This is a genomic window from Pantoea sp. EA-12 (assembly GCF_030053355.1).
Classification (GTDB): domain Bacteria; phylum Pseudomonadota; class Gammaproteobacteria; order Enterobacterales; family Enterobacteriaceae; genus Pantoea; species Pantoea vagans_C.
In genome coordinates this window covers 44,482-65,849 of the sequence record NZ_JASGBY010000006.1, presented here as the reverse complement: position 1 = coordinate 65,849, position 21,368 = coordinate 44,482, and the positions used below count along the sequence as shown (strand labels likewise).

Here is a 21,368-nt window from a genome sequence, read left to right as displayed (position 1 = left end):
CTGCTACCAAGACATTTGTGACCCAGTAACCACTATAGAGAGTAGGCTTGTACTCTCTATAGTGGTTATCTGGAAATCGCTCACAATTTGCACCATTACCAGCTAAAACCCGCAATGTGACTGCTTTCAGTGTGATAGAAGAGGGGACTGTTTGTGGTTAGTCGTCATGGAATGGTCCAGCATCGTCGCCAGGTTTTAACAACCACTATAGAGAGTAGGTATGTACTCTCTATAGTGGTTATTAGACGGAAGTGACGTTATCACTTCTATCTTATTGAGTTATTTGATCATTATTGAGGGATATTTGTTCAGATAACAGTGTAATTTATGTTCAATACCGCCTAAAACTCAACACTTATTGTTTTATTATCATAGAGTTATTCTCTTTCACTGCCGGAAACTGCTTTTCCTTCTCTGTATATCCACTATAGAGAGGAGTTACTCACTACAGTGGATAGCACTGCTGGTGGCATTGATGAGCGGCTTAGCCGAGATCCTGCTAGCAGGAACGCTATTGCGGGATTTTCGCATCCTGCAATAACCACTATAGAGAGTGAGCTTGCTCTCTATAGCGGTTATTTGGTTTCGTTTAATTATCTTAAGGCTATGATTTATAGTATTTATTTTTGATGTTTGATTTTTTGGCTAACCGCTATAGAGAGTAAAATTTCAAGCAATGCACATATCGGAAGAACTTGAAGATCCCATATTGATCGCAAGATCGTTGATTTGCGGGGCAGAGGATCAAACATCCACTATAGAGAGTAGAAACAACCACTATAGAGAGTAACTACTCACTATAGTGGTTATGTTTAACCTACCCCCCTGGTGATTACTAACCTCGCAAGGCTTGGCAATACTGGTGTTAGTGATTACTAACCTAAAGGTGATGGGCGCGAGTGCACAGGAACGGATAATTGTCATCATTGCAGCGCGTCAGGGTATGAAGGAGTGGTTTACTCTCTATAGTGGTTGTTCCACAGGATCGACTTGCTCCACGCGATCCTGATCAGGTGTAGATCCCCTTCATTTCACGTTTGCTCTTGCTCATCATGACTGGCTGGTAATAGCTAGACTCAGTGAGCGCTTTGGCCTGCGTTCAATATGAGGGGGAGTATCTGCTGGCCGGTGAGCGGCGCTAACGGCAGCGAAGCATTCTCGGAAGGATGGAGCCAGGCGATCTCTTCAATCTCAGCCGCTGGCATTATCGTTGTAGTGGGTGCAAGAACAGTGAATATTTCAGCGATAAGCGTATGTCTTGGCTCATTTGCGGCTGTATCAATGAACTGACCGACATATTGCGTATCCTGCTCAGTGACATTGATTTGCAGTTCCTCTTTGAGTTCACGAATCAATGCAGCCACAGGCCGTTCAGTCGACTCAATTTTCCCTCCGGGCTGCATGAAATAGCGGGTACCGCGCTTGCGAACCAAAAGTACTCGCCCCTCCGCATTGATCATGATTGCCGCCGCAATGCGGATAACCTTGTCTGCGATCATCTTCATCCTCCATTCTTTGTTACTGCGCCTTCGCACCAGTTCGGCGGAAGGGAGGGAGGAGTATAGCTCAAGTGAGAATGGTTATTAATTACATGTTTGATAAATCTTTTCGCATTTCCTCGTTACGCGCTGCGAAGTAGATGTGAGCGATTAGTCTAAATGAATTTCATTCTCAACTATCATTGTTTCGACCCGCGTGACCCATTCCAACTGCAACAAGGGAGGCAGTCAGTGTTATTGGCAATCAGGTACGTTTTTGCATCCAGCCCGCTTCGTATTACTGCACTCATCGCCATCGTCCTTCTTCAGGGCCTGATACCGGCGCTTAATGTCTTCATGACAGGAAAGATAATTAACACACTTCATACGCCTCAAATCAGTGATCATGCACTGATGTTCAGTGTTGCTATCTGGTGTCTGTCTTTGCTGGGTATTCAACTGATGACCCCGCTGGTGAATCTCATTCAGGGTGACGTAACGGAAATTTCGACCAGCCATTTCAGCGCAAATATCATGCGGAGAATGAATGAATCTTTTACTCTGAGCCTGTTTGATAACAAGGAGCGTTACGAGCAGCTGGAATTTTTGAAAAAAGAAGCAGCATACCGACCGCTTAGTTTCATCATTTGCATTATTTACGCCTTCAGAGCAGCCGTGATGGCTGGAAGCTTGCTACTGGTGCTAATAGCGTATTCAGGGATTGGGGCGGCCATTTGCGCCTTGTCCGTATTACCGATGATTATCATTAATATCCATATCCAGAAAAAATATGTGCACGAGTTATTCAAAAACTCTAAGGACGCAATTGCAATGCGTTACGTCTATGGTGTCAGTATGGATAAAAGCTTTTTACAGGAAATTCGACTCTATGGGCTGGGTAGTTATCTGCTAAAAAAATTCTCAGGGTCAGCATTTAATACCTATCGACGTATGCACCAGCAACGCGTCAGGGCGCTGATAACGCCCATTCCCGCCATGCTGCTTAGCCTGGTGATGTTATTTGCCGGGGTGTATCTTTTCCTGAGCAATCTGCGCAGCAGTGATATCGCGGTGGGCGCGTTAGTGATGGTGTTTCAGTCCATTGTGATGATGAAATCGCATCTGGATGAAATTGCGAATTACGGTGCCAATCTGACATCAATGGGCAGCTTTTTTAATAGTTACCACTCCTTTATGACCGAGGAGATTGAGCCCGTCACCAACGGCCAAAAATTACTCCCCGATAACACGCCATTCTCACTCAGTATCAGGCACCTGAGCTTTGGTTATGAAGGCCGTAGCAAGAGGGCCTTAGACGGCATTGATCTTGAGATTAGGGCGGGTGAGAAAGTGGCGATTCTGGGGGATAACGGAAGTGGTAAAACCACGCTGATTAAAATGCTGCTGCGAATGTATGCCTATGATCAGGGTGATATCAGCATTTCCGGTGTTCCGCTGCAGAGTCTGGAGATTGACGGTTACCGTAAGCAGGTGGCAACCGTGTTTCAGGACTACGGTAAGTATGAATTTACCGTCGGTGAGAATATCGCACTGAGTCAATATGACACAGAAGCGCATTCCGCTCAGGTTGACGATTTACTCAGGAAAGTCGCGTTTCCTCATCCGCAGCAGACCCGACTGGGTAAGCAGTTTGGCGGAGATGAGCTTTCAATCGGGCAGTGGCAAAGGCTGGCGATAGCGCGTGCGTTATACCGGAAAGCCAATCTGTTCATCTTTGATGAGTTTTCATCCTCGCTCGATCCAGAAACTGAACATCGCCTGTTTAATGAAATCCTTTCACTCGATACGACGGTTATAGCCGTGACTCACCGTCTGGGAAATATCAAAGAGTTCGACAGAATCGTGGTCATGGCGGAGGGAAAAGTGATCGAAAACGGAAGTTTTGCTTTTTTGATGGGTAAACAGGGTAAGTTTTATAATATGTGGCACGCTCAGTTTAAATCGGTCATTGCTGAATCGGCCTAATGCAATCGTCGGAACTGCCTTGAAAGAGAAGCCAGTTCATGCTGTTAATCCGGTGCGTCAAAAAAAGGCATTCTTCAGAAGGTTGAATAATAATGGCGCACTGGATTAAATATTTAAAACCTGTCATCGATAGAAACTGGCCTTTCAGGCAGGTCAGTTTCAACATGGCGTATATAAAATAAATTTGATTATGGCATTCTAAAAATCATCAAAAATACATATCTTTATTTAAACTTTCTTGTTTAACACCCTTCGTCATTTTTACTGATATCAATTAGTAATCATTCCTGAGCGTTATCAACACCAGGCAGCAAGAAATATCCTATAGTTCAGCCTTTTTAGCGGGTAATGCCACGTAAGCTTTCGCATTTCTCTTTATCTGCTTAACTGAATGCTGGATAAAGATGATGGGGATAAGGATGGATAAAAAAGACACGCGCGAACAGGCAGGGCTCCTTTATCACTCCCTCATCAGAAGTATCACGCTTGCAGGCATTGTGCTTATTGCCGCGGTGTTAGGTATCAGCATATGGACGCTGCATCAGGACTGGAACGATACCGTCAGGCAGAGTGAAGAAACGGCGACCAATCTGGCGCTGTCGCAGGCGCGGCAGGCAGAAGATACCTTCTTGCAAACTGAGCTCGCGATGCGTGAAATGCAGCGTGACGTTGAATCGCAGCTGGTGACCGGTATCAATAGCTGCAATCTGAGCCAGACCATGCGGGAGCTTCAGGGGCGATTGCCGCAGCTGCACGGTCTTTTCTATTACGACGCCCAGGGCAAGTGGATAGCCACCTCTGCATCGCAGATACCGGCAGACATCAATAACTCCGATCGCGAATACTTTAGGTTTCAACGCGACAATCCGCGCAACAGCATTCATCTTGGTCCGGTGATCCGTAGCCGAAGCACCGGTGATCTGGTGATCCCCGTCTCACTTCGCATCAGCGATGCGCTGCGCGGGTTTCAGGGCGTTTTGCTGGCTACGGTGAAAGTTGACTATTTCCGGCACTTTTACGCTTATTACGAGATGGGGCCCAAGGACGTACTGGTGTTAATGCTGTCTGACAGTTCCGTGTTATACGCACGGCCGATGCCTGATAGTTTTATCGGCAAAGACCTCTCTTCCAGCCATCTGTTTCAGCAGATGCTGCAGGCCGCAAATCGTGGAAGCGGGCAGTGGACCTCGGCTCTTGATGGCAAACCGCGTATCTTTGGTTTTGCACGATCGGATCGTTACCCGCTGGTGGTTGCAGCAGGGTATGACACGCATAGCCTGTTCATTAAATGGATGAAAGGACGCGTACAGGATGTGTTGCTGAGTCTTGCACTATTATCCGCCATCGTTGCCATGGGCGTATTCGTGCTGCGTCAGGCCCGGCACAGCTTGCATTACCAGCTTGAACTGACCAATCTTCGTGATGAACTGAGCGTAGCCAACCATGCACTGAACAGACTGGCGCATGCGGATGCGTTAACGGGGCTGGCGAACAGACGTGCATTTGATCGCTACCTTGAGGAGTGCATCCTGGCCGCTGACACGCACAACGAGCCGGTTTCGCTGGTGATGATCGATATCGATTATTTCAAACGCTATAACGACACTTACGGCCATGTGGCCGGGGACGAATGTCTGAATCGTGTGGCGCAGGCGATAAACGCCATCTCCTTGCGCGGTACCGATCTGGTGGCGCGATATGGAGGTGAAGAGTTCGCCATCGTTCTGCCTGGTGCCGATATTGAACATGCGATGAAGGTGGCTGCTGCTGCGGTGCAAGCCGTGCGTGAGCAGGACATCACACATGCCTCGTCTCTGTTACCTTCTCAACGGGTGACGCTGAGCGCGGGATGTGCATCGCTGAATACAGAAAGAGAAAATCGCTCGTCTCAGATGTTGATCAGACAGGCTGATATGGCACTTTATTCTGCTAAGCAGGCGGGCAGAAATCAGGTGAAGAGCGAAGAGTCATATCTCAATAACTAAAGCTGAGAGAGCATATGCAGCCAGGTTTATTGGGGCAACCTGGCTCAAGTTCATTGATGACATCTTACGCGCCAAATCCACCATCAATCGTGTGCATGGCACCTGTCACGAATGAAGCTTCCGGGCCGGCAATCCAGGCAACCATTCCGGCCACTTCTTCAGGCTTACCGTGACGCTGGATGGCCATAAAACTGTGCATCAGCTCCTTCATCGGGCCGTCTGCTGGATTCATATCCGTATCGACGGGTCCCGGCTGGACGACATTCACCGTTATTCCGCGTGGTCCAAAGTCTCGTGCCAGACCGCGTGCTAATCCCTGCAGAGCGGATTTGCTGACGGCATAGGCCGCGCCTCCTGGCATTGGCATCCGGTCTCCGTTGACGGAACCAATTACGATAATGCGACCGCCTTTAGGCATCTGGCGGGCGGCTTCCACTGCAGCGTGATAAGGTGCGTGAATGTTGATGCGGAAGAGGTGATCAATGGCATCGCTTTCCAGCTCTAAGGCATCCCCAAATATTGCGACGCCCGCATTCACCACCAGCACATCCAGAGGTCCGGAATCACGTACCAGCTTAGTCACGGCATCGCGATCGGCGCTATCCGCCTGAATCGCTGTACTGCCCGTGTCTTCCGCCAGTTTTTCTGCCACTTCGCGCGAGCCGGCGTAACTGAACACCACGGCAGCACCATCGGAGGCAAAACGCCGCACGATTGCCGCACCAATGCCCCGACTCCCGCCCAACACCAGTACCGATTTGTTAGTAAATACCGCCATTAGAGTGTCCTCAATTGTATTGTAGTGGTCATTACAATATTATTGAGTCAGTCAGGTTGTCAAAGGATTATGTAGTGATGACTACAAAAATTAGCCGTACGCCAGGCCGCCCACGCAAGTTTGATGCGGAACAGGCGGTATGCATTGCACAGAATTTGTTTCACTCGTGTGGTTACGACAGGGTGAGTGTGGGGGATTTGACCAAAGCCTTTGGCATTAATCCGCCCAGCTTTTATGCCGCCTTCGGCAGTAAACTCGGGCTTTATCGCGTGGTGCTGGATCGTTATGCCCAAAATGGCGCTATTGGTCTCAAGGCGCTATTGCGTCACGATCGCCCGGTGGCGGAGTGTCTCTCTGCAGTTCTGAATGAAGCCGCAAGTCGCTACGCCGCCGATCCAGAAGCGACCGGATGTCTGGTGCTGGAAGGTATCCATAGCGATGATCTTTCTGCGCGCGAGCTAGCCTGTGGTTTTCATACGGCAGCCGAGAAGATGTTCCACGCCTATATTGCTGAACGCTATCCGGAACAGGCCGTGCGGATAACAGATTTTATGGTGACGATCATGTCGGGCCTGTCGGCTCGGTCGCGGCAGGGCGCCAGCGCCGAGCGTTTGCAGGAGACATCGCGCATGGCTGGTCAGATGCTGGCGCAGTTACTTCCGGTTTGATTCGAGTTCTGATGAAGTTGCTGGCGGAATTGAGGATTGAATTTTCGCTTTTATGGCTTGGTGGTGTTTAATCCCTAAAAGTCCAAAGGAGTTAGTCATGTCTGAACAAAATGAACACGCGGAAGGAAAAGCCATTTGCAATGAGATCGGCGGCGCGGTGCTGGAAGTTCTGGGCAGAAAAAGCGAGTTCGCCGTTCAGTCGCTGATTGATGTCTTGCAGGAAGCGCAAAACGATGGTCATCACTACGATGCCGAGCGTGAGCAGGGCATGGAAATGGCGATAAGAATTCTGCAGAAGTTTGCTTAGCTACTCGCGTGACAACCGCATTCCATCGCATCGCCTGTGCTAAATTAGCGCTTCAACTTCTTGTATTGAGTTCAACATGCTGACCGGTTTGAATCACATCACCCTTGCTGTAAGCAATGTCTCTGCGAGTTTCACCTTTTATGTTGAGACGCTGGGATTCACTCCCCGCGCACAATGGAAGAATGGCGCTTATCTCTCGATAGGTGAGCTTTGGCTGTGCCTCTCACTGGATGCCGTTTCCATCGGTAAAGATTACACGCACTATGCCTTCAGCATTGAAGATGAAGTGTTTGAAGCGTTTGCCGAAAGGCTGAAAGCTTCAGGCGTGAAAGAATGGAAGGTCAACAGAAGTGAGGGGAAATCGCTCTATTTCCTTGATCCGGATGGTCACAAGCTGGAACTCCATGCGGGCTCTCTGGAAAGTAGATTAAACGCCTGCATGGCACAACCGTATGAAGACATGACGTTTTATTAGTTTCTTGCCCATCCCTGACATTAAGGTTGATGAAGGCCTTTGGCCAACGTTCTGAGTCTCTCTATATCCGTCTCAATTGGTATAGCGGCACTGGCAAAGGCAATGGCTCGCTCCGCGTGACGCCTGGCGTCAGACTCATACCTGGCGGCATTAAATTGTGCCAATGCGATAAACGCTTTCTGCAGGCGAATTTGTACTTCAATCATGCCTGCGCCGTCACGTGCAATAGCGGTAAACGCGTCATCGAACATATCCTGAATGGACGGTTTTTGCAGAAAGAGACGAGGAAAACGGGTATCGCCAATGTCAGGTTGCACGCGCAAGCAAAAGAGCCTGACCAGTCTGCCAATAATATCAATGGCAGTCCCGGGGTCGTTGACTGCCGGAGAGAGTGCTCGTGACGCAATCTCAGACAAAACGCACAACCCGAAGCGTGGGTCCTGATCAAAAGAACGCAGCTGATCAACCGTGAACGCATCTTTTACCGTTTCAGCAGCAAGACTTGTTGATGTCTTAAGCCAGGCCAGAGGAGTCGAGCGATATATGAAGGCGCCCGGCTGAACCGCAACATACAGATAGATCCCCTGTGCTTCAGCGAAATCAGACAACATACTGAAATCAATATGTTGTAGATAACCCACTTCTTCAGCATAAACAGGTATAAAGGAGTCCGGCAGTTCATCGGAGACATGCCAGGGAGAGCAGCCCATATATGGGTCTTGTAACCGACTAACTAGCGCAGCCTGAGTGACCTCTTCGACACGTTGGGAAGTCTCTGCCATACGACCAAACTGCGCCAGATGCTGGATCCATCGCAACAACGTAATCACAATCATCACAATCACAACCAGCGTGACAAAGAACAGGATGACACGTCCCTGAGATCCGTAAGCCCCCATACTCAGTGCAACAATGCCCACCAGACTATAAAGAAAAGATCCGATGAACGTTGCCAGTACATTCTGCGTGGTCCGATCCTCTACAAGTAAACGCGTGGCGCGCGGCGTGACACTGCTGCTCGCCGTGTTATAGGCTGACACCATAATATTGAGTGAGAAGGTGGTGACCGCAAGCATGCTGGAAGCCAGAATACCAAGGATTTTATCTACGGCATCCGTGCCGATTAACCCTGTGATTCCTGAAGGGATAAAGGGTTTAATCACGATGGCGAGTAGGGCTGTCATCACCGCCAGAACAGCAAAAAGGGAACTTCTGAACCACAGTTTCCGCGTAAGCTGGCTAAGGATCCATTGTGTTTTTGTCATCGTGCTTTCCTTGTTATTGCAGGGATCATCCACATAAAGTCATCATGGGTATGTCAACGCGCGCATCACTGACAGCATTGGCATTAACGCCTGATAATGGCACGAATATATTGTTCCTGAAAAACCTGGGGTGCCGCATCAATTTTGCCGCTTGGTTTAACCCAAATTTGTCATCAGCTACAATAGATCCCGAGGACTAAGCGTAAGCCCGATTCTCAGGAGGTAATAGAATGGATAATTCAGACAAAATTTTAGGCGAAGCTGCTTATCAGATTCTCGCCCGCCGCGAAAGAATCAGTGTTGTACAATTAAATCAGGAACTGCATCGCATGGTCGATGAGGCTGAAACGCCGGACCGTAAACAAGCCGTTTTGGCTGCGATTGACTGGTTGAACGATTATCGGCAACCCTCGTCAGAAGATAAGCGCGGCAGTTCGCCGCTAAGGCGTTTGAGTGAAAGCTCCGACAGCATCACACTTTCATCAGTTGAAAATACTAAAAAGTAGCGAGAGCACTTAACTCAAATATTGATCCCCGCTCAAAATACTTGTCGGAACAGATGATTAAGATTTTTCTGTTTCGGCTAACTGCCTCTCAGCACATAGCACTTTTTGCAAAAAAACGGACGCCTGATATTGACTATATTCCTGTACAGATTTTGCAATAACTGTACAACTTTATCAGGTCATTTGCCTGACCCAACATGAGAGGGTTAACACATGCGTCAGAATGGATACACTCCGAACTCTTCCGAAGCTATTGCACAATATTTTAATAAAGCCTCTTTGCCTTCTCAGCAAGAAACATTAGGCCAGATCGTGGTCGAAATCCTGAGAGAAGGCAAAAACCTGAACCGCAAATCTCTCTGCACCAAGTTGCTTCGCCGTCTGGAAATCTCCTCCAACGCTGAAGAGGAACATCACTATCATCAGCTGATTGGACTGCTTTTCGACCGCGATGAGTGATTCAGTATTCAAGCGTAAGTTGTACAACATTACCGTTCTGAATTTGCATGGTATGAGAATGAATCCTGGCTCCGTGACAGAAATTGCAATTTGCAGTCTGTTTACAGCAGAATTGCCATGCAGATGCCGTTATCAGAGAAGTATATGAACAGAAGTGAACACCAGCAGTTAGTCGATGAAATTCTCGGTGAAGCCACACTGGTTCTGCTCCAGCGAGCGGGGCCTGTTTCTTTCCGTGCACTCATCGAACAACTTCAGGTTATGGAAGACCAGTCAGATGATGCTGACAGGCGGCAATTGATCGCCCAAACAATTGTTGAAGTAAGGAAGAGCATCGTCGAAGGAGAACGAGTTAAACAGCAGAGGGCGGAGGGAATAAACTCTGTCCAGCACTTATACACGGACTCGCATCATTCAGGTAATAACAGAAAGCACTGAATATCGACTCGATTACTATCAGTGATTAACCCCTGACACCATTTAGCTCGGAAACAAATCATGCATACATCAGAAGACATCTTTTCTGCGCTTGCCGATCAGGAACTGGCTGAACGTTTCCGCAATGCGGGTCCGGATTTGAAAGATGAGGCGAAGATTTTAGGCGTCATCATCCGTAATGTGCTGGCATCGGAAGGGCAGATAACGAATAAAGCCATTATCATCAATTTAATCCGGGCACTTGAATCAACTCACGATGATTCTCAAGCCCAGCTCTTACGCCAGACTCTTGAAATCGTTGTGGGCGTAACACCGGATGATTAATGCCTGATTCTTTGCTAGCTCGCGCATATCAGTGCATCATTTTCGAAAGTAAGCGGATAAGCGTTTCGTATTTTTCTCTTAAAACTGAATCCGCTTCATTGTCTTTGAGTTTTTGCAGGGCTAACGAAATTTCATGCACCTCAAAAGCTAAGCCTTCCCGGATAAACGCTGACACCGTGGAGCCTAACAACGCTAATATATCTTGTGTAATCTGGCCATCATGCTTCACCGCGACTCCACACTCTGTATAAAAATACAGTGTGTCATATCTGAACCTCTACCGATACCCTTAAATAATTGGATCTCCGGCATTCCTGATTTTTAAATATTAATTTGTCCTCATACGCTATTGTAAATAAAGAGTTTAATCATAATTAACGCTGCGCTTATAAAGTTTATCCTCTACGGTTCAAATTCGTGAATTTCTGGCAAATAATAGTCACTCTCTAAAAGATTAACGTGTGCCAACGTTTGATCAATCTAAAGCTTCGTTACCTCCAAACCCACCTTTTTTCCGTTACTTCATGACCCTATTATCAACGAACAGATCGGGTGAAGTGATAGAAATTTCATTTGCATGATGAATAATAATGATTATCATTTACATGTTTCAGGCCTGAAATTGCATTCATCATTAGCAAAGCCAATTAAATCCTTACAAAGAATGTGATGAGTTCACCCCCCATTTAAAAGTTGGAGTGGTTATGAATGGAGATAAAAGCGCGCATCAATGCGTAGCGGACCAGCAGTCCGACAGCCATTTTTCGCCCGCTATTACTGCCTCATCACAACATGATGATTGGCAACGAGCAGGGCATCAGGCTGCGCAGCGATTACCGACGCCTGAAATGATTGCTTCACTGGCTGCTTTCCAGACGGAGAGCGAGTCAATGGCACCGTTAATGATCTGGCAACTGGTACATGAACTCTCTTTTATTTCTGATGAAGGTTGGCTGATTGCGGATGCGCGCCAACGAGCTGGGATTGCCGACTGCTTTCAGTTTTTGCTGGAAAAATGGCACGGCATTCTGGAGGACGAAGGGATTGTGGAGCAGCGCGAGCAGCGTTGGTTTGCTGGCGATTGCTCCCCGAGTCTGCCCTCCATCGAACAGCGTATTGATGATGGAAAAATTCGTCTGCGTCGTTGTCTGGACTGGCACCTTGAGGGAGATGACTTTCTTAACTCATTTTTCGCTGACCAGCACACGCTGTGCGAGGTGATGCGCTATCCGCAGTTGGCACAGAGCCGATTATCACTGCACGAGGGTTGTCCCCTTGATCCAGCGATGCATCAAAGGAGCATGCTGGTGGATTACCTCGGCCAAATCGCCGCTTCACTGCTACAAACGGCGGTGCAGGGTAATGATCCCCAACAAGTGCTGGAAATTAACGCAAACACTGGCCATAGTGACCTGCATCAATTACGGGATGAGCAATATGGTCTATCGGCTCAGTTCGATGCCGTACTTGCAACCCACGTGCTGCATTCGACTCATCGCCTCGATGGCATTCTTCAGGACATCTGGCATACGTTAAAACCTGAAGGTGTACTGATTGTGGTGGAACCCACACAGGATTCGGCGCTGAGGTGGATAACCGCCGCTGCGGTGCTGCAGCAGGCAACAAAAGGACATGATTCGCATACGCTATCTCTTTCGCATGAAACCTGGCTGCAGGCATTTGCGCGTAATAGCTTCCATCATGTCGGTGATTGGCCCCAGCCGGGAACGGCATTGGCGTTTGCAGGACATCAAGTGTTTATGGTGCAGCGGTCAGGTTAAATGATTGGGTGCTCGTGCTTTTGGGCATCGCATCCAAACCCTAAATTGAGCATCTGACAGGCCTGTGAAAGCGCTCTGATTTTGATCAAGGCCGAACGGGCATAACCGCCAGACACCCAAGCAAAACCAAATGCGCGGCGTAAGCATGATAGAAAAATCGGCGCGGCCAGATACGTAGCGAGGAAACGCCTGGCATCGCCGCAACCAAACCAATTACCAGCAGTGGCAGCACCAAAGTCGGCAGGAAATCGTAAACGATCGCATCCTCCCACCACCCGTTGAGAACAGGCGGCATGTTAAGCCATGCCATCGCGGCAAAAAGAAGGAGCAGGAACATGCCATTCTCTGCTGCTCCTGAATGATATCTGGCGATAATGCAGAGCAGGCAAAACACTAGCCCCGATACGCCGTAACTCGCCGGGGAAAGAGGCCAGGCAATCAGCAGTAATAATGCGACTCCCGCCATTGCGCCGTTAACACCCCAGCGTGCTGCCCAGCTGATTAGCTGAGTACATCCGGCATAAGCGAAGAGAATATTTAGCGCCAGCCAGGATTGGCCCTTCATCATAAAGGCCAGCCAGAATAATGGTTGAGTCACGATAGCCCAAAGCCATAATCTTCTTGCCCGCTGGCGTAAACGTATTGCATCAGCAGGTAAGTTAGCCGCCCAGAACAACGTGAACAGCGGAAATGCGATATGTCCGAATGCATATAAAAATGCACTTCGTCCACTTAATAATATGGTGTTGATGTGATCACCCAGCATCGCAACCAGTGCGATGGTTTTAATAATATCAGCCTGCAACGGACTCAGGCTTTTTACCTGGTTTAAAGGCGAGCTAAACCTGAGTAAGGCAGAAAAAAGAGTCATGGATGATCACCGACAATTGTGCGTTGTTATAGTCAGCCAGAGACAGCGATTTGAACATTACAATGACAATAGTTGATAGTAAACCCCGTCATTATCTTAATATTGGGATTCAACGAAAGGGGGAGAGGGAGAAGATATCAATCAGTGTTTAATTTTTGGTGGGCAGAGCACCCACCAAAAATGTTCGATAACTCAAATTAAACGGGGAAAGCCCGATTAGATAAGAAAATCATCGAGAGATTTGCCGGCATCAACAGCGGCTTTAATCACAGCTGGTGTACGACCCTGACCGGTCCAGTGCTTCTCAACGCCATCTTCCGTGTATTTATATTTAGCCGGACGTGGAGCACGTTTAGCGCGGGTCTTACCCGTTGGCGTTAATGCGCCCAGCAGTTCGTTCGGGTCAATCCCGTCCTGCAGCAGCAGTTCACGATATTTAGCCAGTTTCTCTTCTTTTTCGCGCACGGCGGCTTCGCTGGCGTTGTTTTCTTCACGGCGCTCTGACACGACAACAGTGAATTTTTCCAGCATTTCTTCCAGATCTGCAAGTTGCACTTCACGTGCCTGCGCGCGAAGCGTACGGATATTGTTTAACGCTTTAAGTGAATCACTCATGAACTTCTCCTGAATATTTTGTCGCTGAACGAAATAAATTAAGTGGTGCAGTAGATAACAAATTAGGGATGAGTATAGATGTTACCCTCGTTGCAGAAGTACAACACATCAGATATCAATAATAAAGCCTGCAAAGTGTCAATTTTTAGATATTTCTCAAAATTTCGGGGTAGACCAGGCGATGAGAAGTCGATAATTGCGCTTTGAACTCTATTTTAACCATCAGTGATTTTAGCGTTTGGTAATATTTTTAAGTATGTCGACGCAGAAAAACTTATGTTACCCGGTCACAATGATTGTCACGACCCACGGAGCGGAGGAAGCTAACGTTAATGGCTACTTAATTAATGACCGGCTTAAAGCGTTCCCTCGTTCAGATAACCTCACGATGCGTCACTGCGAATCGTCATAACGGTATGCAAGATAGCCATGACGGATCGTGGTTCAATTCTGCGGGATAAGGGATGACGCGTGAAATTAGGGTAGTTAATATCATGCGGATAAGATCTTTATGCTTTATACGTTTAAAAGTGCACTCACATGTTCAGTAAACGATCGAATTGATAACTTTTCACTTCAAGGCGCTGCGAAGAAGCAAAGTCAATGGCTTGCAGGCAAAAGTTTTTAAGAAGATGAATTTAGTTTTTTCAAACCACGCTTCGTTGCCCTTTGTCGGGACGGAGCATTCAGTGCCTCAACCTGCGCGATGCTCAATGCGGGTGGTGCAAACAAATTCATCATTTCTCTTTCAAGACGGAGCGCAAACACGACCTTTATAAAGTTTTCTAACGTCACCTTACCGTCATTTTCTAGTTTTTTTAGCGCTGACACTGAAATCCCTGCGTTATCAGCCAACTCTTTCTGGAGAAGATTGCGCCTAAGACGTTGCTCCTTCAGACGTTGCCCCAGTCCTGCAATCAATTGAGATTCAGTAAAGAGGTTAAGAGTCATTTTAAAAGCCCTGAATGTCATTAAAGATGAATAAGAGTTCATTATAGAGCTTTTATGAATACGGTCATAGTGTGTCGAGTGAGTGTTGCTTGAAGCTAATGAGTTCACTTTAACCGGATAAGAGAGGGGGTTAAAGAACCATTAAAATGAACACTTACAGTTCAACCCAATTGCATAAGTCGCGACATAGTGAATTAAACATCCACCACATTAAGTCTTAAACGACCATCATGGTGCTTAGGGAAAATAGGCTAAGCCTTCAATCCAGCCCGGCCAACATGTCGTCTTCACACTGTGTTAAGCAATAGAATGACAGGATGACTTTCACCAAATAGCCCCTCCATAATGACAGCACAAACGACACTACGCGTGAGATTAGAATGAGCAGCACCTTACATTTTCGAATTGATGATGAAACCAAAAGATTGGCTATGCAGGCTGCTGAAGAGGTTAAGTTCAGCCTGACTGAGCTTATGCGTCAAAGAGTTGTGGAATTAGCTGATGGAGATCGCCGTTATCAAAGTCATGAGCACGATATATGTCTTGAACGGCAAATCACCCAAGCTTTTGAGCGACATGATTCGGACCATGGGGAGTATATCAGCCATGAGGAGGTTACTTCTCACATGGATAAATTGAGAGAGCGTGCACAGAATGGGAAATTGTGAGCGTTGAAATTGTCTGGGATAGTTGGGCGGCTGCTAACGCTCATACGGACTCATCGTTAGGCGGCTCAATCCTTATATGGTCTACACGCCCCCACTCACCAGCCATCAATCCTCACTTCCCCCTAAGTAAAAATTTGTGATCAACCACGATGATTTCCATTTTGTAATCGATTACTTTTATTTTCTCGTATTTTGTAATCGATTACTTTTTGGGGGTTGGAAATGGTTGCTGCAACACAAGGCACCGCGCAAGACCAGGCAATGCAGCGCATGCTGGTTCCACGGCTGTCACTGATGATGTTTCTTCAGTTCTTTATCTGGGGCAGTTGGTCGGTCACGCTGGGATTGGTGATGACGCAGCACAACATGTCCTTGCTGATTGGCGATGCTTTCTCGGCGGGCCCGATTGCTTCCATTCTTTCGCCGTTTGTTCTCGGCATGCTGGTGGACCGATTTTTCCCTTCACAAAAAGTCCTGGCGGTGATGCATCTGGCCGGTGCAGTGATTTTGTGGTTTGTGCCTCAGGCGATGATTGCCGAGAACGGCGCGCTGCTGATCGGCTTACTGTTCGGTTACACGCTGTGTTACATGCCCACGCTGGCACTGACCAATAATATTGCCTTCCACAGTCTCGCCAGCAGCGAGAAGAGTTTCCCGGTAGTGCGCGTGTTCGGCACCATTGGCTGGATTGTCGCTGGCCTGTTCATCGGGTTCACGGGGATCGCCTCCAGTGTCAGCGTCTTCACGGTGGCGGCGATTTGTTCCGTGGTGCTGGCGCTCTATAGCCTCACGCTGCCGCATACGCCCGCACCCGCTAAAGGTATGCCATTCAGACCGCGCGATCTGTTCTGTGCTGATGCGTTTGCCCTGCTGAAAATCCGTCACTTCTTCATTTTTTCGCTCTGCGCCACGCTGATTTCCATTCCGCTGGGCACTTACTACGCCTACACCGCTTCCTGGCTGGCCGACGCCGGTGTTGAAAACGTCAGCTCACTGATGTCCTTCGGCCAGATGTCTGAAATCTTCTTCATGCTGGTGATTCCGCTGCTGTTTCGCCGACTGGGCGTGAAATACATGCTGCTGGTCGGCATGTGCGCCTGGTTTGTGCGTTATGCGCTGTTTGCCATGGGCATGGGCGAGGAGGGACGCGCGCTGATTTGGCTGGGAATTCTGCTGCACGGCGTCTGTTACGACTTCTTCTTTGTCGTCGGCTTCATCTACACCGATCGCATTGCGGGAGACAAAGTCAAAGGACAAGCGCAGAGCATGATTGTGATGTTCACCTACGGTATCGGCATGCTGCTGGGATCGCAGATTTCAGGTGCGCTGTATAACCATCTGGTCGCGGGTCAGGTATCGGCCGCCAGTTGGGGCATATTCTGGTGGATCCCGGCGATCGCGGCTGCCGTGATTGCCCTGTTGTTTATGTTCACATTTAAGTATCGCGATTGAGTTTTTGTTGTTACTGGAGGTGGTTTTTTGAAAACGTTAAAAGGTCCGGGCATTTTCCTTTCACAGTTTATCGGCGCTGATGCCCCGTTCAATTCACTGGACGGACTGGCGAAATGGGCATCCGCTTTGGGATTTCAGGCATTGCAGATCCCGTGCAATCACCCGGCGATATTTGATCTGCAACGCGCAGCCACCAGCCAGACTTACTGCGATGAAGTGCTGGGATTGCTGAAGCAGTATGGCCTCAGCATCAGCGAGTTATCGACGCATCTGGAAGGGCAGTTGATTGCCGTGCATCCCGCGCATGATGCCGCTTTCGATAATTTTGCACCGTCACACCTACGCGGCAAGCGGGAAGCGCGCACGGCCTGGGCGATCGAGCAGGTTAAACATGCCGCAGTCGCCTCCAGTAAACTTGGACTGACTGCCCATGCCACTTTCTCTGGCTCGCTCGCCTGGCCCTATGTTTACCCGTGGCCGCCGCACAACCCGCAGTTGCTGGATGAGGCCTTTAAGGAACTCGCCCGTCGCTGGCAGCCGGTGCTGGATGTTTACGATCAGCATGGCGTGGATGTGTGTTACGAATTACACCCAGGCGAGGACCTGCACGATGGCGCCACCTTTGAGCGTTTCCTTGAACAGGTGAACCACCATCCTCGTTGCAATATCCTGTTTGATCCCAGCCATCTGCATCTTCAGCACATTGATTACCTGCAGTTCATCGATATCTATCATTCGCGTATCAAAGCCTTCCACGTCAAAGATGCGGAGTATCAGCGCAATGGTCGCAGCGGGGTGTATGGCGGCTATCAAAACTGGATCGATCGCGCCGGGCGTTTTCGTTCGCCAGGCGACGGGCAGATTGATTTCAAAAGCATCTTCAGCAAACTGGCGCAGTATGACTTCAACGGCTGGGCGGTGCTGGAGTGGGAATGCTGCCTGAAAGATGCGGAAACCGGTGCACGGGAAGGGGCTGAATTCATTCAACGTCACATCATTCCGGTCGCCAGTCGGGCATTTGATGATTTTGCCGCGCAGGATGACAGCGGCAGTATCCGTGCGCAGCTCGGACTTAATGAGGAGTCGTAAATGATTAATGTCGGGATTATCGGCAGCGGATTTATCGGCCCCGCGCACATTGAGGCACTACGTCGCCTCGGCAACATCAATGTCGTGGCTCTGTGCGACTCCACGCTGGAGAAAGCACAAGCCCAGGCGGCGCAATTGCACGTGCCGCACGCCTACGGTGACGTTGTCACCTTTTTACAGCATCCAGAGCTGCATGCTGTGCACAATTGCACGCCCAATCACCTTCATGCCGCCATCAATAAGCAGGTTTTACTTGCCGGCAAGCACCTGTTCTCGGAAAAACCACTTTGCATGACGATGGGCGAAGCGCGTGAATTAGTGGCACTGGCAGAACAGGCAGGCGTGGTCAACGGGGTCAGCTTCGTGTACCGACAGTTTGCCATGGTCCAGCAAGCCGCGAGCATGGTGCGCAGCGGCGAAACGGGCCGCACCTTTGCCGTTCAGGGCAGCTACTTACAAGACTGGATGCTGGAAGAGACGGATTACAACTGGCGTGTGGAGGCCGACAAGGGCGGTGCATCGCGTGCAGTAGCGGATATCGGTTCTCACTGGTGCGACACCATACAGTTTGTTACAGGCCGCAAGATAGTGGCGGTGATGGCTGACCTCGCCATCGTCTGGCCCACCCGCAAAGCCAATCTGGCGGGTCAGGCCACCTTCAGCGCACAGACACAGCAGGCCCAGTATCAGGATTGTCCGGTGAATACGGAAGATCTGGGCTTTGTGCTGCTGCGTTTCGATGATGGCAGTAAAGGCTGTTTGAGCGTGTCACAAGTGGCGGCGGGGCGAAAAAATCGCCTTTATCTGGAGGTGAGTGGCAGTCAAGCCTCGCTGGCGTGGGATCAGGAAGTGCCACAACAGTTGTGGGTCGGTCATCGTCATCAGGCCAACCAAACCTTGACGGACGATGCAACATTGATGAACCGCGATGTTGCCGCCCGTGCCCGTTTTCCCGGCGGGCACATCGAAGGCTGGCCCGATGCATTTCGCGCCATGATGCAGCAGTTTTATCAGGCGGTGGAGAAGGGTGAGATGCCGGCGCAAGACGAACGGCATTTTGCCGACTTCAGCGATGGGGCGCAGGTGATGGCCATCGTTGAGGCGATCGTTAAAAGCCATCGCGATCAACGCTGGGTCGACGTCAGCATTTGATACACAGGCGCGTTCCGGCGCGCCTGATCTTCCGCATAAGCCACCCCGCCTAACTTATTGTCACGCGTCGATTTATGGTAGCCTGCAATTCAGAAACTGACGCAGGAAGTTGAGTCATCATGTCCATTCAGAAAATCGCGAAGCTGGCCGGTGTTTCCGTGGCCACGGTGTCACGCGTGCTTAATAACAGTGACACCGTAAAGGATAAAAACCGGGATAAGGTGCTGGAAGCCATTAAAGCCAGCAACTACCAGCCAAATCTGTTAGCCCGTCAGCTGCGCACGGCGCGGAGCTCCATGGTGCTGGTGCTGGTTTCTGATATCTCCAACCCGTTTTGCGCTGAAATTGTGAAAGGTATCGAAGAGCAGGCCGAGCAGAATGGTTATCGCATTCTGTTGTGTAACTCCGGATCGGACATCAATCGCTCCCGTTCGAGTCTGCAACTGCTGGCAGGCAAAATGGTGGATGGGGTGATCACCATGGATGCTTTCACCACGCTGACTGAACTGACACAGCTGATCGGCAACATGCCCTGGGTGCAGTGTGCCGAATACGCCGATGCCGGCGATATCTCCTGTGTGGGCATCGATGATGTCCATGCTTCGCGCCAGCTGGTGGCGCATCTGGTGGCCAGCGGACGCAATCGCATTGCCCTGATTAATCATGATTTGAGCTATAAGTATGCCCAACTGCGTCAGCAGGGTTATCAGCAGGAACTGGAACAGCACGGTCTGTCCTGGCAGGCGGTGAGCTACGCCAGTGATCTAAGCTACAACGCTGGCAAGCGTGCGATGGAAGCGTTACTCAACGCCGACACGCAACCGGACGCGGTATTTGCCGTATCGGACACGCTGGCGGCCGGGGCGATGGCCGCCATCCAGGCCGCGGGACATCAGGTACCACAAGATATCGCCGTTGCAGGCTTTGACGGGTCGGAACTGGCTGAAATGATCTCTCCGCCTTTGACCACCATCGCGCAGCCCTCGCGCGATATTGGTCGTACTGCGTTCAGCCTGCTGCTGCAGAAGATTGACGACCCACAATCGCCAACTGAGCGCGTCATGATGGACTGGCGCCTGATCGTGCGCGCCAGTGCTTGATCGCTTAATGCGGCAGTTTCTCCAGCGCCGCACGCAGATTCTGATGTGAAGTGGTGATGATGCTCCAGGCATCCTTCGGCTTGTCGTGCTCAATGATAAACCACTTCACGCCGCTGGCTTTGGCGGCAGGCAGAATGGTTTTCCAGTCCAGCAAGCCTTCGCCCAGCGGCGCAAAATTCATCTCATCGTCGCGAATACCAATCGACGCATTATCCTTGGCGTGAATCGCATAGATCCGTCCCGGATACTCTTGCAAAAGGCGCGCCGGATCCTGACCGCCGCGTGAAACCCACGCCGCGTCCATCTCCAGTTTCAGATTTTCTGCCCGTGAATGATTGAAGATGATCTCCAGTGCGGTCACGCCATCGTACTTTTTCATCTCGAAATTATGATTGTGGTAAGCGAGCTGCATGCCGTCTTTACGCAGTTTCGCGCCGAGTTTATCCAGGCGTTGTGCATAGTCTATCCATGCTTTGGTGCTGTCCGGGCGATCTTCCGGTTTGATCCACGGAACCACGATGGTGTGATTACCCACCGCTTTATTGAACGCCACGGTCTGCGTGTAGTCGCTCTCCAGTGCCGTTAATTGCACGTGGGATGAGGTGACGGTCAGGTGATTTTTATCCAGCAAGGATTTCAGCTCTTTGGCTGCCAGACCCTGCGTGCCTACCAGCTCAACGTGCTCGAAGCCCGCTTTATGGGCCATGGCGAACTGTTCTGCCGGGGTGCCGACGTTCCGTAAGGTGTACATCTGCAGCCCAATTTCATCTTCAACACCTGCTGCTGACGCCTGCGAGGGCACAGCACTCAACATGGACAATATCCCAGCCAACACCATCAATTTTTTCATCTTAATTCAGCTCCTTATCATAAGTAATCGATTACAAATTAACTTAAAGTAATCGATTACAAAATTATGCGTGCCGATTTTGTGATCTGTGTTCAGATTATGGGGTGATCAAATTCAAATAGAATGGTGACGCCAGAATTTGAGGCGTCACCAGCGTCATCATGAGGGTG

At 49.5% G+C, this 21,368-nt stretch carries 23 protein-coding genes; 15 read left to right on the top strand and 8 right to left on the bottom strand.

Translation table 11 applies throughout. The annotated features are described in order from the left end of the window. Positions 1-1,076 precede the first annotated feature (1,076 nt). A complete protein-coding gene (locus QMZ30_RS10940) occupies positions 1,077-1,499 on the bottom strand; it encodes an NUDIX hydrolase (protein WP_283227569.1) in 423 nt (140 codons plus the stop codon). Positions 1,500-1,730: 231 nt separating this feature from the next. Between QMZ30_RS10940 and QMZ30_RS10935 the strand changes: the two genes are divergently transcribed. Both QMZ30_RS10935 and QMZ30_RS10930 read left to right on the top strand, forming a co-directional pair. After that, on the top strand, positions 1,731-3,464 hold the full coding sequence (locus tag QMZ30_RS10935) for an ABC transporter ATP-binding protein (protein WP_283227379.1): 1,734 nt from the start codon (positions 1,731-1,733) through the stop codon (positions 3,462-3,464). Positions 3,465-3,883: 419 nt separating this feature from the next. After that, positions 3,884-5,449 carry a sensor domain-containing diguanylate cyclase gene (locus tag QMZ30_RS10930; RefSeq protein ID WP_283227378.1) on the top strand — a complete coding sequence of 522 codons (1,566 nt, stop codon included), beginning with the start codon at positions 3,884-3,886 and terminating at the stop codon, positions 5,447-5,449. Positions 5,450-5,513: 64 nt separating this feature from the next. On the opposite strand, the gene bdcA is transcribed toward QMZ30_RS10930, so the two are convergent. Then, positions 5,514-6,227: an SDR family oxidoreductase gene (gene bdcA / locus QMZ30_RS10925; RefSeq protein WP_283227377.1), complete on the bottom strand. Its 714-nt coding sequence runs from the start codon at positions 6,225-6,227 to the stop codon at positions 5,514-5,516. A gap of 77 nt (positions 6,228-6,304) precedes the next feature. Between bdcA and QMZ30_RS10920 the strand changes: the two genes are divergently transcribed. The 3 genes from QMZ30_RS10920 (at position 6,305) to fos (ending at position 7,677) form a co-directional block, all read left to right on the top strand. Further along, positions 6,305-6,895 (top strand): TetR/AcrR family transcriptional regulator, encoded by a 591-nt coding sequence (locus tag QMZ30_RS10920; protein WP_283227376.1) that lies wholly within the window; start codon positions 6,305-6,307, stop codon positions 6,893-6,895. Between the two features lie 97 nt (positions 6,896-6,992). Next, on the top strand, positions 6,993-7,202 hold the full coding sequence (locus tag QMZ30_RS10915; protein ID WP_058962480.1) for a hypothetical protein: 210 nt from the start codon (positions 6,993-6,995) through the stop codon (positions 7,200-7,202). 76 nt (positions 7,203-7,278) lie between these two features. After that, positions 7,279-7,677: a fosfomycin resistance glutathione transferase gene (fos, locus tag QMZ30_RS10910; RefSeq protein ID WP_283227375.1), complete on the top strand. Its 399-nt coding sequence runs from the start codon at positions 7,279-7,281 to the stop codon at positions 7,675-7,677. 20 nt (positions 7,678-7,697) lie between these two features. Here fos and QMZ30_RS10905 read toward each other — a convergent pair whose 3' ends face one another. After that, positions 7,698-8,942 (bottom strand): DUF2254 domain-containing protein, encoded by a 1,245-nt coding sequence (locus QMZ30_RS10905; RefSeq protein ID WP_283227374.1) that lies wholly within the window; start codon positions 8,940-8,942, stop codon positions 7,698-7,700. Positions 8,943-9,172: 230 nt separating this feature from the next. Here QMZ30_RS10905 and QMZ30_RS10900 point away from each other — a divergent pair, with 230 nt between their 5' ends. The 4 genes from QMZ30_RS10900 (at position 9,173) to QMZ30_RS10885 (ending at position 10,669) form a co-directional block, all read left to right on the top strand. Next, on the top strand, positions 9,173-9,448 hold the full coding sequence (locus tag QMZ30_RS10900) for a hypothetical protein (protein WP_283227373.1): 276 nt from the start codon (positions 9,173-9,175) through the stop codon (positions 9,446-9,448). Positions 9,449-9,661: 213 nt separating this feature from the next. Then, positions 9,662-9,907, top strand: a complete 246-nt coding sequence (ycgZ, locus tag QMZ30_RS10895; protein ID WP_058962457.1) for a regulatory protein YcgZ — start codon at positions 9,662-9,664, stop codon at positions 9,905-9,907. Positions 9,908-10,024: 117 nt separating this feature from the next. After that, positions 10,025-10,345: a hypothetical protein gene (locus tag QMZ30_RS10890; protein ID WP_283227372.1), complete on the top strand. Its 321-nt coding sequence runs from the start codon at positions 10,025-10,027 to the stop codon at positions 10,343-10,345. A 60-nt stretch (positions 10,346-10,405) separates the two neighbouring features. After that, positions 10,406-10,669, top strand: coding sequence for a biofilm development regulator YmgB/AriR family protein (locus QMZ30_RS10885; protein WP_283227371.1), 264 nt, complete (start codon positions 10,406-10,408; stop codon positions 10,667-10,669). Between the two features lie 28 nt (positions 10,670-10,697). On the opposite strand, the gene QMZ30_RS10880 is transcribed toward QMZ30_RS10885, so the two are convergent. Next, positions 10,698-10,898 carry a hypothetical protein gene (locus QMZ30_RS10880; protein WP_058962459.1) on the bottom strand — a complete coding sequence of 67 codons (201 nt, stop codon included), beginning with the start codon at positions 10,896-10,898 and terminating at the stop codon, positions 10,698-10,700. A 475-nt stretch (positions 10,899-11,373) separates the two neighbouring features. Here QMZ30_RS10880 and QMZ30_RS10875 point away from each other — a divergent pair, with 475 nt between their 5' ends. Next, positions 11,374-12,450: a methyltransferase domain-containing protein gene (locus QMZ30_RS10875; protein ID WP_283227370.1), complete on the top strand. Its 1,077-nt coding sequence runs from the start codon at positions 11,374-11,376 to the stop codon at positions 12,448-12,450. An 85-nt stretch (positions 12,451-12,535) separates the two neighbouring features. On the opposite strand, the gene QMZ30_RS10870 is transcribed toward QMZ30_RS10875, so the two are convergent. The 3 genes from QMZ30_RS10870 to QMZ30_RS10860 all read right to left on the bottom strand — a co-directional run bounded on the left by QMZ30_RS10870 (position 12,536) and on the right by QMZ30_RS10860 (position 14,887). Continuing rightward, complete coding sequence (locus QMZ30_RS10870) at positions 12,536-13,321, bottom strand: TraX family protein (protein WP_283227369.1); 786 nt, start codon at positions 13,319-13,321, stop codon at positions 12,536-12,538. Between the two features lie 216 nt (positions 13,322-13,537). Then, entirely contained in the window at positions 13,538-13,936 is a 399-nt protein-coding gene (locus tag QMZ30_RS10865) for an H-NS family histone-like protein (RefSeq protein WP_224934561.1), read from the bottom strand. 624 nt (positions 13,937-14,560) lie between these two features. Beyond that, positions 14,561-14,887 (bottom strand): helix-turn-helix domain-containing protein, encoded by a 327-nt coding sequence (locus QMZ30_RS10860; protein WP_211729741.1) that lies wholly within the window; start codon positions 14,885-14,887, stop codon positions 14,561-14,563. Between the two features lie 380 nt (positions 14,888-15,267). Here QMZ30_RS10860 and QMZ30_RS10855 point away from each other — a divergent pair, with 380 nt between their 5' ends. The 5 genes from QMZ30_RS10855 to QMZ30_RS10835 all read left to right on the top strand — a co-directional run bounded on the left by QMZ30_RS10855 (position 15,268) and on the right by QMZ30_RS10835 (position 20,348). Beyond that, complete coding sequence (locus tag QMZ30_RS10855; RefSeq protein ID WP_283227368.1) at positions 15,268-15,555, top strand: damage-inducible protein J; 288 nt, start codon at positions 15,268-15,270, stop codon at positions 15,553-15,555. A 222-nt stretch (positions 15,556-15,777) separates the two neighbouring features. After that, complete coding sequence (locus QMZ30_RS10850) at positions 15,778-17,007, top strand: MFS transporter (protein ID WP_283227367.1); 1,230 nt, start codon at positions 15,778-15,780, stop codon at positions 17,005-17,007. A gap of 27 nt (positions 17,008-17,034) precedes the next feature. Then, complete coding sequence (locus QMZ30_RS10845) at positions 17,035-18,096, top strand: sugar phosphate isomerase/epimerase family protein (RefSeq protein WP_283227366.1); 1,062 nt, start codon at positions 17,035-17,037, stop codon at positions 18,094-18,096. Next, on the top strand, positions 18,097-19,248 hold the full coding sequence (locus tag QMZ30_RS10840) for a Gfo/Idh/MocA family protein (RefSeq protein ID WP_283227365.1): 1,152 nt from the start codon (positions 18,097-18,099) through the stop codon (positions 19,246-19,248). It begins immediately after the preceding gene. A gap of 119 nt (positions 19,249-19,367) precedes the next feature. Further along, positions 19,368-20,348: a LacI family DNA-binding transcriptional regulator gene (locus tag QMZ30_RS10835; RefSeq protein WP_283227364.1), complete on the top strand. Its 981-nt coding sequence runs from the start codon at positions 19,368-19,370 to the stop codon at positions 20,346-20,348. 4 nt (positions 20,349-20,352) lie between these two features. Here the strand turns inward: QMZ30_RS10835 and QMZ30_RS10830 are convergent, their stop codons facing one another. Next, on the bottom strand, positions 20,353-21,198 hold the full coding sequence (locus QMZ30_RS10830) for a sugar phosphate isomerase/epimerase family protein (protein ID WP_283227363.1): 846 nt from the start codon (positions 21,196-21,198) through the stop codon (positions 20,353-20,355). Positions 21,199-21,368: the final 170 nt, after the last annotated feature.